This is a genomic window from Bacteroides sp. RTP31139st1_H2_RTP31139_211217 (genome assembly GCF_040227615.1).
GTDB classification, from domain to species: Bacteria; Bacteroidota; Bacteroidia; order Bacteroidales; family Bacteroidaceae; genus Bacteroides; species Bacteroides uniformis.
In genome coordinates this window covers 3,913-19,183 of the sequence record NZ_JBCNZM010000012.1, presented here as the reverse complement: position 1 = coordinate 19,183, position 15,271 = coordinate 3,913, and the positions used below count along the sequence as shown (strand labels likewise).

Here is a 15,271-nt window from a genome sequence, read left to right as displayed (position 1 = left end):
CGTTACGCATTTTATTACATATTTGTGAAGTTGGATTTTGCCAATTCAGTGGCTTTTTTTAAGGCTTTGAAAAAAGCCATAAACACGCACCATATTTCATTGTTTTTCAACCATTTGTCAACATCAATCTCCGGTGTAAAAAAGTAATTTTGCACACATGGCCGAATGAGCTTGAAATTGTGAAAGAAGTTTAAAACTACGGAATGTCCCATCAGAATGAAAAAAAGGAATCGAACCCGGGATACCAAAGGCAATTCGAACCTGGGAAAATGGGATTTTTATGGCTTTTCTATGGCTTTTCCACAAGCCGCTCAAAAAAGCCACCGAATTTAACACTTCGTCTCACCTCCTCATGCCATCCGGTTTTGACGAAACAATTGGATGTAACACTTCTAAAAAACAAAAGTGATGAAACAAGGAACAATGAACATTCTTTTTTTCGTGCTCAAAACGAAATTGTTGAAAAACGGTGAGGCGCCCGTACTGATGCGGATAACCATCAACGGAGACTATGACGATGCCCGTATCCAAAGAAGCGTGCCTCTGAACTTATGGAACGCGGCCAAAGGATGCAGCAAAGGCAGGGACAGGGCATCCGTCGCATTGAACACCTATATTGCGGAATTACATGCCCGTGCCCTTGAGAAACACAAGGAACTGGTATTGGAACAGGCCCTGATTACCCCGAAACTAATCCTGAAACGAGTTTTCGGAAAAGATACCGGAATGCGTACGCTGCTCGGCACCATGCAGGAAGGCATCGAGGAAATGGAAAGCCTGGTGAATATAGACTATTCCCCTGTCACCATTAACCGATATAAGAATGTGGTGAAAAAATTGCGGCAGCTTATCCCCTCCTATTATGGCAAGGAGGACATCACCTTCCACGAATTGACACCGGAGTTCATCCATGCGTTCGACATCTACCTGAAAACGGAAGGAGGCTTGTGCCGGAACACGATAGTCCGCTACATGAAATGCTTCAAGAAATTCACCAATATGGCATTGGCAAAGGAATGGATGCGTAAGAATCCCTTTTACGGTTATAAGATGGAGCAGGACGAGACCGATCCGGTATTCCTGACCTACGACGAGCTACAGACCGTCATAAAGAAAAAATTCACGGTTCCCCGGCTTGAACTGGTCAGGGATGTCTTTGTCTTTGCCTGCTTCACCGGCCTGGCGTTCTCCGATGTAGCCGGCCTGAACAATGAGAATCTGGTGCAGGACAATCTCGGGGACTGGTGGATAAGGAAAGGAAGGGTCAAGCTGGAGCGCCGCAGAAAAGCGTCTTCCATCAGCAACATCCCGCTGCTGCCCATTCCCCTGGCCATATTGGAGAAATACAGGGAACACCCGGTCTGCATAAAGAAAGGATGCTGCCTGCCCGTCTTATGCAACCAGAAAATGAACAGCTACCTCAAGGAAATCGCCGATTTCTGCGGCATAAAGAAAAATCTGACCACGCATGTGGCCCGCCATACTTTCGGAACCACCGTCACGCTCGCCAACAACGTTCCCTTGCAGGATGTATCCGTCATGCTCGGACATGCCTCCACACGCATGACCCAACATTACGCACGGGTCATGAACAGCAGCCTGAAAGAAGCCATGAACAATGTAAAGGAACGTATGGCGCAATAGACGTACAACACACCATTAAAGCCGTCCCCGCAAGGATGGCTTTTTTTGTATCCGAAAATCCATAAACACCTGCCATTCTTTCATTTTCTTACCCGCAAAGATAACCCTTTGCCTCTCTGATTGCGCAAGGCGGCCCCTTTCAGGGGCTGGTTGGCTAAAAGAAAATCATCCTCGCTTCGCTCCGGTATTTTCTTTTGCCAAGCCTTGCACAATCAAGGCAAAGGGCTGCCCGGCAAGTAAGAAACCGAAATACTGGCTCCACGGAGCCGGTCATGTCTAACTTTAAAACAGTAGAAGTATGAACAAGATGACAGTAACCAAAGTACGAACAGGACAGGAAAATACGAATCCTGCAATCACCACACTGGTCTATCGGGAAAAGAGTTATCCGGCACGGGAAGTACAAGGCAAAGACGGGAACTATACGGTTTCCGTAGAAAGGCTGGAACAGGAACTGCTGGATGGCATCAAAAGCCTCGACCCGGCAGCTTTCGAGCTGGACGAGAGCATAGCCTGCTATTGCACGGAAGAGGAAATCCGCACACTGCCGGACGAAGAACTGGACGAAATGATTTACGGCTGACATCAAAAAAGCAATGGTTATGACTGAAACAACAACAGCAAAGGTCCGGGAAGAACAAGTAACGGACCTTACCGCAGAGAACGCACACCGGGTCACGATGGTCCGGGAAAAGGGTACGGACCATCCTCCCGTACCGTTCCATTTCAGAAAGGAGCATCACGGGATGCACCACTTTGTACATCTGTACGGAAATCCGGAAGACCGGAATGAATTGCATTCCAGTAACTTCAAAGACTGGGAAGCCATAGCATTCAAACATCCGGGCTATCTGGAGGATATGTGGAAACAGGCCTGCGACGCATACGCCTGGAGTTCCTTCGATCCGGAGATTCGCGGAGAAACGGACATCATGGTTTACGGGGAGGAGCTGCACAACGACCTGCAACTCATGCCGGAAGGGGAACGGGAAACCTATATCACCGCCTACCGGCAAAAGCTGTCCGCCCAGCTCTCGGCCCTCTCGCGCTGCGCCAACCCGATGGTGACGGGACGGGGCGGATTTGATTACCGCAGGCAGGAAAAAATGAACAAAAGCTACCGGAACCGCTACGAGGAATTCCGCGATTGGCGGCAAAAGGTCCTTGCATCCGTCAAACGGAAACAGGAAACCGCCAGACCGGAGGAAGAGAAGCGGGAAAAGGCATGGCAGACGCTCAAACGCGACATCAGGAGCAGCGCCGACACCATCCACGGGATTGATACCGGACAATGCCGGGGCTACAGCCGTGCCCTGTTCGTCAGCAGCATCCTGAACAAGGTATCCACCCTTGCCAATCACGGGGAAGTGGAAATCGTCCGCAGAGCGGTGGACTTCATTTCCGAATATAACGCAAGGGTGAAGAAACCCGTCATCACCCAAAGAAACAAATTCTTCCAATTGCCGGAACTTGCGGAACGGATGCGCGAAAAGTTGAAAGCGGTGCAAAGTCAGGAAAGCAAGGAAGTGCCGTTCGAGGGCGGAACACTTGTATGGAACTATGGGGAAGACCGCCTTCAGATCCTGTTTGACAGAATTCCCGAAGACAGCAGACGCAAGGAACTGAAATCCGCCGGATTCCGCTGGTCACCCAAAAACAAGGCATGGCAACGGCAGCTTACCTCCAATGCACTCAGTGCCGCCAAGAGAGTGTTGAATCTTCAAAACATCTGAGCCATGAAAAATGCAAGACCCGGATTCGTCATCGACCCGTACCGTTTCGACGGGAGCTTCCTTACCTCCATGTCGGACGGCATACACTGCGATTATACCCACAAGACGCTGGAAGAGCTGAGAGCCGGAGAGGACAATCCCCGGCTTGTCACCGTCTCAAGGAACACGGCAGACAAGATGTTCCGTATCCACTTGAAATCCAAGTGCCTTCCGTTCAAGGAAATAACAGAAAGCCAATACTATGAGAACATGGATATGCTGCCGCCCGTCCGACATACCAGAAATTTCTTTTTCATCGGCGAGCCCTGCTTCAGAGACCTGTACACATTCTGTTTTCATGTGGAAGGACGTTATTTCACCGGACTGCGCTCCGTCACCACACCCAGAAAAGAACTGGAAAGGCAGATGGAGGGACATTACCGGAGCCTCACTTTCAGAGGCGGTGTCACCAAAGGGCCGGCCTGTGCCATTACCGGCAAAACAAACAGGCAGTATCTTCTCACACCCTATTTCTTCACTGATACGGACGGAGAGAAAAAATTCATCTGCAACCTGGTCACCGGCCCGGATGAGGAGCCGGATATCCGAAACGCAAGAAAAAACATGGCGGAAATCCTGCTCAGCCTGCGCCGCCATCATTTCCTCTATTTCTCCGCACACAAGAGGCGGGATGATATGGAAATCTTTCTGGAAGAGGCAAAAAAACGAAGGCACACCCTGCTGGCAAACGGAAAACTTCTCCAGTTCCCCATGAACCGGGAGTCCGTATCATTTACCGGAACGGTCAAGGAAACGCAAGAGCCGTTCTTCTTCCGGATTTATGACAGGGACTTGTTCCTGTACCTGCTATACGCCTTACGCAATATCAGAAGAGAAAAGGCGGAAATGTAAATTGAATAATCAACCCGGTATGGCGACAGCCCGATAACGGCAGTCGTCATATCTCAAAAAAATGATGGAATCATGAAAACAATGACCGAAGAATCGTTGCAACGCAAACTTGCACGTCTGGAGTCCGCCCTGGACACCGAAAGGGCACGCCTGAGAAAGGCGTGTGACAAAATCCCCTGGGGAGCCGGGATGCGGCGTACAAAATGTACCCCGTCATTCCGAAGAGAGAATGAACTGATTGAAAAAATAAAGGTGGTGAAACTGCAACTTTCCCAAGTGCGTACAGTCAATGCCCCCGCCGGGCAATAATCTGAATAGACAAATGAACACAACAATCTTGACAGAAAACTCCCATCCACAATCAACAGGAGGCCACCGGACAGGAAGCAGTCTGAATATGCCCCCGAAATCCTGGAAAGACTATGTCCCCCGATATGTCAGCCTCTATTATGTGGACTACAATGAGAATCTGGACAGCCGTGAGGACTTGCAGGAACGGTGTATCCGCCGGAACAGCCTCCATCCATTGGAAGAACAGGTCTGGGAATGGTATGCCGAACAGGAGCACGACAACCTGCAAGGGTATCTTGCAGATATAAGGAAAGCCATGGAAGCGGACGGAAAAGCCGACGAATATGCCCGAAATGAAGAAGGCATAAAAGACCTGCTTTACGAACGGAACAGCATCGACCCGACAGATGAGCTGATAGACAACTCCGCCGTCACCAACATGTTCTATTCCCTGGGAGTGGAGATAGAAGGATACGTGTACGGAAGTAACGCACGCAAATATAATCCGCAAAACGAAATGTTTCGACTTTTGGGAACGAAACGTTCTTTTTCCCAAAACGAAACGTTCTTTTTTTCGCACCCCTACCCCCCCTACCCTGCCCTTTTCCGCTTAATTTCTCACTTCTAATTATTACTAAGAAATTTGGTAATCTCGCCAAAAATCGCTACATTTGTATAGTATAAATTGGTGTGTTGTGCACTCTCTCACACATACTAAAGCACTATCAAATTTCATTTTCTTAAAACATTTTCGACCGGCTTACGCCGGTATTTATAATAACACGAACGGTGTTCGGAAACCATCCGAACACCGTTCTTTCGTTTTAGTCGCTTCGCTCCACGCTTTGGCGCTTTGCGCTTACAACACTTCGCGAATCGCTTTATACGCTTCCACGCTTTCCGCCCGAACGAGTTTGCCGCGGAAGGCCAGACGGGAGCCGACATTCGGGTACGAGTTCGATGCATCGTTATTCGCATTCGCATGCGACACGCCGCCAATCGCATTCGCATAGTTGTACCCGCGATAGACCACACGGACTATAGCGGTGCTTATCCAGTACTTATCGGAATAGTAGGTAGAAGACGATCCGTTCAGATTACCCACCGGAACCAAATCCATATACTTGCCATGTGCCACGCCTGTTGTCCATTGGTCACTGGCCGTTTTACCCTGTACCCACCGCACCGTGCCGTCCGGCATCCAGATGCGCCATTTGCCCACGTTGCCGCTGTCGTTCGGCAGGTCCACGCCGTCCATCATGTCATACTTGTTGCCGTAGATGTCCTCATAGCCCAGGCAGCAGATATTGTTCACCTGCACCACAGTCACCTGCCCGTATTCGTCCCGGCTCTTATACCAGGCATACTGGTGAACCAGACCGTCAATCAACGAATTCGTGATTTTGTTGTTGATGGCATACGCTTCATCATAGCCGATGGTGTCTGTCATGCCTTTTTCTGCCGTTCCGCCCGTTATTCTATTGTAGTTATGCTGTCCGGCACCGCACTGTTCCTGCATGTCCCTGCGCCCGTACCGGGCATAGCTCAGATTCGCGATGCGGCTGTGCATCAGCGCATCTATCTGCTGCATGCCCCGCTGCTGGCTGTAATAGTGGAAGTCTGTCCACGTCATACTGCCGGCTGTAGTGTTTCCGGTTATGCAGGCACGCAGCTTACTGCCCACCACCGAACTGCCCACAACGGCACACAGATGCTCCTCGTTGGCCACCCAATCCGGTTCCATGTCCTCTATCTTGTCGCTGTGGCTCAGTACCACGCAGTCAAACTCAGCCGTGTTCAGAATGGAGAAATGCAGGGCGGTCGCACGTTCCGGAACGTCTACTATCAGATACATGCCGGCTTCAAATTTCAAGCCGATGGTCGGCACCACGATGTTCTTCAGAATGTTTCCTGCATCATCCACAAACACACTGCCGATAAGCCCTGTGCCGGGAACACTCGGGAAGCGGACACGCTTGTAGCCCGACACGTCCACTTTGCACACGGAATAAGCCTTGTCCGTGGTATAGGATTCCTTCAGCGTGGGCTTTCCGCTCATAATCTTGCGTTCACCCAGCCAGCCGCCCTGCGTTTCCTTGATGGCATCCAGTGTCAAAACGGTTGCTTCGGGGATGGGAGGCATATCGTCGGGGCCGTTGGAACTGTAACAACTGTAATATTTCTCATTCAGGTAATCATTGACACCTTTCGACCAGAAGAACGGCTCGTACATCATCCAGTCGCCCTCGCTGCTGTCAAGTTTGGCTGCGCTTCCGTCGTAATATTTATTGCTGTTGGTGTCATCCAAAGGACAATAGGTCATCTCACCGTCCGGATTGTTCACGTCAACTGTCTGGCCGGCCATCTCCACTTTACGGCTCGTGGGCTTTTTCGTTACCTTGGCAAGCACACGGTGGCGCTTCTTGAGGATCGCCGCCACGTGGGCATTCATGACGTAAGCATTTCCATACTTATAGCCGGTCTCGTTGTCCGGGTTGGAGATATTGGCATCGTCCGGTACGCTCTCGTCCGACTCGATGATGCTGTAGGCCGGTTGCACGATCTCCAGTTCAGGGTAACGCTCCCTGTATCTGTCCGCTTCTTCGTCCTCCATGTACTTTGTCAGGCGGAGCCTGCCACGCAATCCGGAATGACGGTTGTCTATCGCTCCGGTGGAGGTATAGGTACCATAATCGTAGTATTTCCCGAGCAGCCTGCCGTCATCCTCCATATCGATGTCAAGGACAAAACGCTCCAGTTTACCGCTACCGTTCAACTTGGCCTGATGAAGACGTTCCAGCATGGCAAACCCGTCAATGCCCGGACAACCCATGAACCGGTAGCCTCGCACGTTACCGATGCCATCCAGTACCAATCCGCTCTCTGCCAACCTGGGAAGATATTCCAGAAACAGTTCCTCTATCGTTTCCGGCAAGCATAACTGCACAACAGGCGCACCGGTGGCAAGTTTCACGCGGGTAAGCCCCGTGCCTCTCACGTCCAGCTTCTTCAACCGTCCCTGCCAGCTCAAGTCCAAGGTCGTCACGTTGCCGTTATCGCCATTCCGTGCCAGCAGGTTGTTGCGCATATTAAGCTCTTCCAGAAGAAGCATGCCGTTCGTCGAGGCCATGAATGAACCGTTACGATAACCGCTGGCTTTCTCCACGCTCATGTCAAGTTTAACCAATGAGGTAAGCAAGCCGAAATTGAATCCGATGGCGAACGCGTCCTCATGCCACACCAGCTCCTTGATTTTAGCCGCGCCGATAATCTTCAGCGGGTCGTTCTCACCGAAGGCACGGGCCAGCTGCAGGGAGTGGAGCACGTCCGCATCCACCACGCCGCTGTCGGCCTGAACGCCGTTACTGGTGGATAATTGCACACGGTACGGGATGGTCAGCCGGTACTGCATCGGCTTCAATTTGTATGCCTTGTCCAGCGATGCCGTACTCTGGTAGAACTGGGCACCCAGCGTAGAGACATAACCGTACTCCACCTGCTTCAGGTCATACCTGCGCTGGATGAAATAGTTACGGTGAGCTTTCAACGAACCCTTCAGACCGTAGATCTGCGGATACGTCTGTTTGGCACCGTCAGCCCCCACCGGCATCTCGTTCAGGAACGGATACACATACTTGAAGATGCCTGATTTGTTGTACAGCCGGCTGCACCACTTCTTCATCTGCTCGGTGTCGAAATGATCAACGGCCTTCTGGATGCTGAAGGCACTCATGAAGCTGGTACCGCCGTTCACACCCCTGGTCATCACTTCTTCCAGCAGATTGCCCATATTGCCCAGTATCAGGTTCCACAGCCAGCTATTGTGTCCCTGCATCACATAGGCTCCGTCTCGCTTCGTCTGCCGGTTGTCATCATACTTCCCGGTCAGGAACGACTTGTTGTCCGAACCCAGCTGGCAGTCCCCGTCGTAATAGGTTATCCACCACATCACACCGTCCCACGTCCGCACCAGCATGTTTTTTGCCAGCTGGTCCACGCCCAGGTTGAACTGCACATACAGGTAGTAGGCAGCCAGGTTGGGCAGGTTGAAATACTTCCCCGCTTCCTTCCTGAAGGTCGGGCTCACCCATTTCGCGGTCGGGAACCTGTTGCCGTCATCCTCATAGTCCACCCCGTCAAACGTGTGCGACTCCCTGTTATAGGTCAGATTCTTGCCGGCAGGCGTTTCCTTCACGCATCTGTACAGGAAGCCCATCATGCGGTCCAGGGCCTTGTACATCTTGTCATATTTGTCACCGGTGCCCAAGTGTTCCTTGATGTTCGGTTCTTCTTCGGCATCGCCACCGCCGTCGTTCCAGAACACGTCTTTCGGGTGGTTGAACTCGAAACCGCCGTCAAAGTTGAAATCCATGAAGTCCGTATGATCGGGCTCCGTGGACGGCAGCCAACGGAACAGGCACAGGTCATTCGAGTTGTTCAGCGTCTCGATGCAGATGGGCAGGTATTCCTTCGGCCGGTCGCCGTTCGCCTGCAGGTAGTTCAGGGTGTCGCCGGTTCCCCACTGCTCGCCGCCGATAGTCTTGTCCTGGCCGAATATCGGGTAGCTGTCGCTCTTCTCGTTGTTCATGTTATACTGGCCGTAATAGGTCAGGTCCTCGTCCACACTCCTGGCCACAAACAGGTCACAGGGCAAGCCGTCAATGGCCGAGCGTATATCTTCCTTGCACGTATCTGCATGGTCGGCGGCATACTGTTGGGCAGGGGTCAGGATTCCCATTTCCTTCATGCCGTCATGAATGAACTTCGCACCGCCCGTGTTGGTCGTCATGGAGGAGTCGGAAAAGTCACATTTCGCACAGGCAAGTTTCGCGCCCACCGAGTTGGCCCGCAGCCTGAACAGGTTCTTCTTGCCCTCCGTAGCTGTCGGGTTGCTCTGCTGCCCGTTGCCGTCTATCTCGCCGTAGCTCATCCGTGCCGTATATCCGCTGGCTGTCTTCTGGAAGTAGAAGCGCAGGTTCTTGCGGGCATAGTTCACCGAACTGGTACCCTGGATGCGCAGATAAATGTCACGGGCTATCCAGTCCAGCGCCCGGTTCTCACCGTTATAGAATCTCACTTCCCGGCACAGCTTGTTGGCCTTCTTGTTGTTCAGCTGGGCCAGCGCATCCATCACGTTCAGCGTGTCGCTCTCGCTCGGCACCTCACTGCCCACGCTGCCCGTGCCTATCAGTACCAGGATCGAGTTCCGGCGTTTCTTCATCAGTCCCATCAGCTTCTCCATGCTCACCGTGTCCCCCTCGTTCAGCACGCGGTTGTCCTCATCCAGCGAGCGCACGCCCGGTTCCCCGTCGGCATCCTCCAGATGGTTGCGGTCCACGATGTAGTTGTTAAGCACCTCGTCCGAGGTCAGCGCCTTGTTATAGATGCGCACGCTCTTCACGTTCAGGTCAGCCCCCTCCGATTTAAACTCCAGCTGGCTCCGGATGTCGAAGTTCACCTTGTCCAGCCACTTCGAGGCGGCCGACTCCTCCCCGTTCACATAGAAGCCGATCAGCGTCCGCTGCTCGTTGGTCTCCACGTCCGGGTAGAACACGTAAGTGATGCGGATATTCTTACCGGGTTCAAACTTCGTACCCACCGAGTCCTCATAGCGCAGGACCTGACCGGCATCCATCGCCTCCGTCACCACGCCGGTAAGGAACTTCGCCTCCTCCGGGGTCACCACCAGCCCGTAACGGTTGCCGTTTTGCAGGGTGCCCAGACAGGTGATCAGCTCCGCGTCGGTGTCAGTCACGTTGGCCGTGCTGTATTCTATCTCCAGCGTCATGCCCACGTCGCGGATGGCAAAACCCTCGGGCTTGTCCGCCTCGTTGAACGGGCGATAACCGCCGTCTGCCGTCAGTGTCATGCCCGCACCGCCGGCCAGCAGCAGGCGGTCCTTGTGCCAGCCGCTTCCTGCGCCGTATTCGTTCACGCTCCACAGCACATCACGGAATTCCATCCGTTTATCCCCGCTCACCCAGCTTTCCGGGTTGTTTTCCGTGTTGCTTCGCCCGAAGGCATCGAACGTGCACACAGCATCCGGTGCCAGCGTAGCTTCAATGTCGGGGTGCGATGTGGTGTTCACCTGCACCTCAAGCACGGCATCACCGCACGACACACGGTAATCCAGCGGTTCCACGTTCACGTTCGTCCGCCCGTAGCTGCCGGTCTCACCGCGCTGCAGCAGGTCTTCCTTCACCACACTGCCCTGGCCCGTCACTTTCACACGGGCCGTGTACGCATCCCGGTCATAGCCGGCATAGGTGAAGTTCCACGCTGTGAACTGCTCGGCCTCCAGTACGGGGTGCTTCCAATCACGCTGGAACCCCGCTGCCCGGTGGTTGAACATCATGCCGGCATAGGCCGTCACACCTTCCCCGGCTTTCAGCAGGGTCAGGTAGTGTATCTCGCTCACCACGCCGGAGTTCTCGTGCAGCGCATAGGCTTCCACCACGTTCATGCCCTCCCGCATTTCACTCAGCGCAACGGTGACGTTCTTCTGCTGGACACCAGAACCGGCTGACAGGCCAAGCGTATAGGGCTGCCCGCCATTGATACGGTAGTAGATGTTCTTCTCGCCACTCGTTCCCTTAGCTGTAAATGGGATGTTCACATCGTTCCGGTATCCCCCGTCAGCCAGTCCGTTCCCAACCGAATAAGTGGTACTTAGTTCCATAGCCACCATCGTCACCCTGGCAGTAGCGGTTTTCATCAGCGTACCGCCATCATAACCGGCCTGCGCCTCCACCTGCACGGTGTAGGTCGTGGCATCCTTCAGGTAAGGCGATGCGTCAAAAGTATAGCTCTGACCGGCCGTAACGCCGACAAACTCCGCATCCTGGAATTCTGAAAGGACCGTGGAGCCACGTTTTACGACCACCTTGGCCTTCAGGTCGCTGTAGCCACTCACCTCGCCGCCACCGGCCGTGCCCACGCCAACGGCATATCTCACCACGAAACCGGTACCCAACGACAAATACTGGGAAGCGGGCAAGGAGGAACCCGAAGCATCGGTCAGGTCTATATTCACCACCACCTTGTCATCGTCGCTATACTTGGAAAAGCGCACCTCCCTGTCGCTTTCCCCGCCTTCGCCATCCTTCTGCGTGACTGTCATCACATACTGAGTGCCGTCCTCGCTGTCCGTCACGTCGATATTCGTCACGGTGCCCACCAGCGAGGCGAACACCGCGCCACTCGTGGGGGCTTTCGTTTCACCGGCGGCCAGCTCCTCCGTAGGGGTGGCCTTGTCATCAATACTTTTGATATATTTCTCCACCAACCGGCCGCTCACCGGAAGATTACCCGTGGATTCGTCACCGGACCAATCGGTCTTCTGCATATCCAGACCGTCCTCGTCATACACTTTTTTCGCCATATCGTTATTCTTTAAAAGTTATTTCATCCGTTTCCAGCCATCCGTTCGGCTCCAGGGTTTGTCACCGCGCCAAAAGCCCGCGCCGAAACAGCTCCGGATGGCTTGCCAAACCAGCCTGGCCCCTATATAGACCGTCGCCACCACCCGTTCGCCTACACGGATGGCTGTCACCTCTTTGTTTCCAACACTTATCATACCTATTCCTCCTCGTAAATCAGGTAAATGGTCTTGCCGTCCTTTTCCGGGAGACTTTCAAACTCCTCCTCACTCATCTCCTTATGTTTGTAGCCTTGGGCTATCGCATCCTCGGCCTTCTTCGCGGCCGCCTCCGCCTTTGCCGCCGATTCACCCGCCGTTTGAATGGCCTTTTTTGTCTCCTGGGTGGCCGCTTCCATTTCGGGAGCCAATCCCTCCACCCTTTCAGCGGCCTTGATCGCCCGGACCGCCGCGTCATCGGCTGGCTTGCTCAATAAGGTGATCGGGACGTTCACCAGTTTGTCACCTTTCTGTCCCGGCAGGGATTTGACCCCGCTCAGCGAGCCGACCGTTTCAAGGGATTCGACACTCTTCGATTCCGCCTTGACCGCCTCCAAAACCTGGGCGATATCCGATTCTGTCAGTGCCATATCAAACCCCTCCCTCTATCAGTTCATAAACCTGGCCGTAACCGCCGGCCGTCAGGCTCTCGCCGCATACCTCCTTGATAAGCGTACCCTCCTCGGTGGTGATCTCCAGGATTCCACCGCCCTGGATGATACGCTGGCACAGGACGTAAGCCCTGAACTTCTCATCACGGCCTACCGGTTTGTCTTTTCCGTAATTGAACAGGGCCTCCGCCACGGCGGTAGCGATGTTGTCACCGCCAAGCTCGTTCCCGTCAAAGCCCCTGAATCTCCTGTTTAAGTCAACTTTCATATCTCTTGGTTTTAAATGTTTATTCTTTGTTATATCCTACGATGATACCTCCCCTCACGATAAGGCGTATCTTGTCAAGGTCGGGGTTTTCCGACATGCCACCACCCCAGTTCACTCCCTCGTTATACACGTATGTACCGTCGGAATTACGGCTCTGGATGTACCGGAACCCTTTCGACGCGCAAACATCACTTATCAATCCGTTACCGGTATCCCTTACATCTACCGGACCCACAAAGAACCCGGCATAGGCCATACTGCTGGCCGGGTAGGTTAAGGAGCCTGTCGATGCGTATATAGCGGCCCCACCGGATGTCGCCCCGACTGATTTTACGCCAAACCGCCCACTGGTAGCGCCATTGAAGGCCACGTCCACGATCCCCTCCGTCGAGGAACTCGAGACTCCCAGTTTCAAACTCCGGGAATCGTTTCCGAAATAATCGCGGCTTTTCCAATACAAACGGCCGGAATCGATGGTAAAGCCGCCTATCTTGCCTTTATCGGCCTTGACAGTACCGCTGATGTTGGCGTTCCGGGTTTCGATGCTCCCGTCCGTGAGGACCTTGAAATAGCCGTTAGCCGTAACAAGCCCCTCCAGTTTGATTTGGTCGGCTTTAATGGTGACACCGGAAACAAGATCGCCGAACTCATCCTTGGTGACATAGACGTTCAGTTCCGCCTTCTTCACGAGCCCGTTGCTTGTAACGCCCTCAGCGAACAGCTTGGAGAAATTGGCGGTGGTCACCAACCCCGATTTATTCCGAAGTTCCCCGTTCTCATCAAAATACACGGAAATCAGTCTGTTGTATTTGGCCGTCGTGATGATGGATGACGCCTCCAGCACATTGCCGTCCTTGTCAAAATTCGCGGCGGCGATCCTGAGCATCTTGTCCGACTGTTCAAAGAAGGTTGCATACTTATATGCCAGGGCATCCGTGCGATCGGTTGAGAATACCAATAAGGAAACTTGGATGACACCCGTGAACGACAGCTTGAAGTCGCCGGTCCCGTTCCAAAGCCCGGAATGGTTGAACACCTTTTCCCCGCCGACCGGCAAATCGCCGTCATAAACGAACATGTTGAAGTTCTCGAACCCTGTCTTATCCCCGTTCACAAACTCGACACGAAGATGACCGGCCTCGACCACCTTGTAATGGAAGGACAGATATACGTAGCCCGGGATAAAAAGCCCCTCCCCGTTCACCTCCCTGAAATCGGGGATCGTGCGGAAATCCCCGTTCTTCTGCATGATGTAACTGTTGGTTATACGGACATAGGGGACCTTACCGGTCTTTACGACCTCCACATTGCCGTTCTCGCTCGATGCTAACAGTTTGTTACCGGCAAGAATCCACTTGCCACCGAAAGTCAGGAACGCGGCCTTATATCCGCTTATCCATTTGCTCATCCCTTCGGTAAACGTGGTGTTATCGAAAAAGCTCTGCTCTCCCCTCACCTCGTCACGCAGACCCTCCACGGCTGATTGTATCTTACCCTCCGTAATTTCAAATTTCGTCAGGATATCCTCGCCGGTCATGAGGACGAACGTACCTTTCAGATATACGTTGTCGCCATAGAGACCGTTCCCGTGCGGCTGGTTATTCGCCGGGAAAGCGCTGTCCTTGATACCGTCAAGATTACCCACCCGGCAGCGCAAACAGCCGTTGAAGTTTTTCGCCATCACGCCATCCAGTATGTCAACACGTGGCTGGCCGTCCTCGGTGGCCGATATGCTGATCAGGTTCTGCCGGAGCGGGTTTTCCGTGTTACCCATCAATACACACTCGTCACCCGCCTTCGGTTCCGTCCCGCCAAACTCCCTCTGGGGTACCGTTATCCCTTCCGTGTCGCCTTCCGACACTTCCACCCAGTAACCCCGAATCTCCGCCCCCGTAAAAACGGCACAGCGCATCAGGTCGTGCGCCACGAACGTGTTCTCCTGCTCAAAGATGATACGGTAATTGTTGCCCTCCCTGGTCACGGTCTTGATCTTACCGTTGGCTGCGGATACAACCAGCTGCCCCCTTACGCTGCGAACCGTTTCTATGAGCAGTTCCAAGGCTACCAACGTCTGCCGGATGGTCGCCTTGTCTATCGTGAGATTACTCAGCCCCGTTATTTTATCTATCCATAGCTGCCAGCCCTCGCCGAACATGCCGTCTACGAAACGGGTACTGCGGAGCAATTCCCGGATAACAGCCGTCAGAAACTCGGCATTACCTTCGCCATCAACATTACCTCCGGATTCACCGGCCTTGTAATCCCCAAAACAAGCCCCTTTCAGAAAACCGATCACCTCGGCCGCGGTATCCCGACAGTGTTTGCTCAGGAATTCCCTTTGACTTCTTTTTGCCGAGTAAAGATTGTTGTCGGTCGGCAGCGTATTATCGAAGCTCCGGATAATATCGGGAAGGGC

At 53.3% G+C, this 15,271-nt stretch carries 10 protein-coding genes and 2 pseudogenes; 6 read left to right on the top strand and 6 right to left on the bottom strand.

What is annotated here, in order from left to right; genetic code table 11:
- Positions 1-408: 408 nt before the first annotated feature.
- On the top strand, positions 409-1,644 hold the full coding sequence (locus tag ABUA47_RS03205) for a site-specific integrase (protein ID WP_057098514.1): 1,236 nt from the start codon (positions 409-411) through the stop codon (positions 1,642-1,644).
- 80 nt (positions 1,645-1,724) lie between these two features.
- Here the strand turns inward: ABUA47_RS03205 and ABUA47_RS24980 are convergent.
- Positions 1,725-1,918: pseudogene (locus tag ABUA47_RS24980) on the bottom strand (hypothetical protein).
- A gap of 24 nt (positions 1,919-1,942) precedes the next feature.
- On the opposite strand from ABUA47_RS24980, the gene ABUA47_RS03200 reads away from it, so the two are divergent.
- The 5 genes from ABUA47_RS03200 to ABUA47_RS03180 all read left to right on the top strand — a co-directional run bounded on the left by ABUA47_RS03200 (position 1,943) and on the right by ABUA47_RS03180 (position 5,187).
- Positions 1,943-2,227, top strand: a complete 285-nt coding sequence (locus ABUA47_RS03200; RefSeq protein WP_057098515.1) for a hypothetical protein — start codon at positions 1,943-1,945, stop codon at positions 2,225-2,227.
- A 19-nt stretch (positions 2,228-2,246) separates the two neighbouring features.
- Entirely contained in the window at positions 2,247-3,377 is a 1,131-nt protein-coding gene (locus ABUA47_RS03195) for a hypothetical protein (protein WP_195508124.1), read from the top strand.
- 3 nt (positions 3,378-3,380) lie between these two features.
- Entirely contained in the window at positions 3,381-4,268 is an 888-nt protein-coding gene (locus ABUA47_RS03190; protein WP_057098517.1) for a hypothetical protein, read from the top strand.
- Positions 4,269-4,340: 72 nt separating this feature from the next.
- A complete protein-coding gene (locus ABUA47_RS03185; RefSeq protein ID WP_016271634.1) occupies positions 4,341-4,577 on the top strand; it encodes a hypothetical protein in 237 nt (78 codons plus the stop codon).
- 13 nt (positions 4,578-4,590) lie between these two features.
- On the top strand, positions 4,591-5,187 hold the full coding sequence (locus ABUA47_RS03180; protein WP_349824433.1) for a hypothetical protein: 597 nt from the start codon (positions 4,591-4,593) through the stop codon (positions 5,185-5,187).
- A 231-nt stretch (positions 5,188-5,418) separates the two neighbouring features.
- Here the strand turns inward: ABUA47_RS03180 and ABUA47_RS03175 are convergent, their stop codons facing one another.
- The 5 genes and pseudogenes from ABUA47_RS03175 to ABUA47_RS03155 all read right to left on the bottom strand — a co-directional run.
- On the bottom strand, positions 5,419-11,940 hold the full coding sequence (locus ABUA47_RS03175; RefSeq protein WP_349829764.1) for a hypothetical protein: 6,522 nt from the start codon (positions 11,938-11,940) through the stop codon (positions 5,419-5,421).
- Positions 11,941-11,958: 18 nt separating this feature from the next.
- Positions 11,959-12,135 carry a hypothetical protein gene (locus ABUA47_RS03170; RefSeq protein ID WP_008778316.1) on the bottom strand — a complete coding sequence of 59 codons (177 nt, stop codon included), beginning with the start codon at positions 12,133-12,135 and terminating at the stop codon, positions 11,959-11,961.
- 2 nt (positions 12,136-12,137) lie between these two features.
- Positions 12,138-12,566 (bottom strand): hypothetical protein, encoded by a 429-nt coding sequence (locus ABUA47_RS03165; RefSeq protein WP_272219235.1) that lies wholly within the window; start codon positions 12,564-12,566, stop codon positions 12,138-12,140.
- Position 12,567: 1 nt separating this feature from the next.
- The gene (locus ABUA47_RS03160; protein ID WP_349824435.1) at positions 12,568-12,780 is read right to left on the bottom strand and encodes a hypothetical protein; all 213 of its coding nucleotides are present in this window, start codon (positions 12,778-12,780) and stop codon (positions 12,568-12,570) included.
- A 94-nt stretch (positions 12,781-12,874) separates the two neighbouring features.
- A pseudogene (locus tag ABUA47_RS03155) lies at positions 12,875-15,271 on the bottom strand (hypothetical protein); the annotation flags it as partial.

Excerpts from the sequence above, each read along its gene's own strand:
- ABUA47_RS03205 (WP_057098514.1), top strand. The coding sequence starts at position 409 with ATGAAACAAGGAACAATGAACATTCTTTTTTTCGTGCTCAAAACGAAA.
- ABUA47_RS03200 (WP_057098515.1), top strand. The coding sequence starts at position 1,943 with ATGAACAAGATGACAGTAACCAAAGTACGAACAGGACAGGAAAATACG.
- ABUA47_RS03195 (WP_195508124.1), top strand. The coding sequence starts at position 2,247 with ATGACTGAAACAACAACAGCAAAGGTCCGGGAAGAACAAGTAACGGAC.
- ABUA47_RS03190 (WP_057098517.1), top strand. The coding sequence starts at position 3,381 with ATGAAAAATGCAAGACCCGGATTCGTCATCGACCCGTACCGTTTCGAC.
- ABUA47_RS03185 (WP_016271634.1), top strand. The coding sequence starts at position 4,341 with ATGAAAACAATGACCGAAGAATCGTTGCAACGCAAACTTGCACGTCTG.
- ABUA47_RS03180 (WP_349824433.1), top strand. The coding sequence starts at position 4,591 with ATGAACACAACAATCTTGACAGAAAACTCCCATCCACAATCAACAGGA.
- ABUA47_RS03175 (WP_349829764.1), bottom strand. The coding sequence starts at position 11,940 with ATGGCGAAAAAAGTGTATGACGAGGACGGTCTGGATATGCAGAAGACC.
- ABUA47_RS03170 (WP_008778316.1), bottom strand. The coding sequence starts at position 12,135 with ATGATAAGTGTTGGAAACAAAGAGGTGACAGCCATCCGTGTAGGCGAA.
- ABUA47_RS03165 (WP_272219235.1), bottom strand. The coding sequence starts at position 12,566 with ATGGCACTGACAGAATCGGATATCGCCCAGGTTTTGGAGGCGGTCAAG.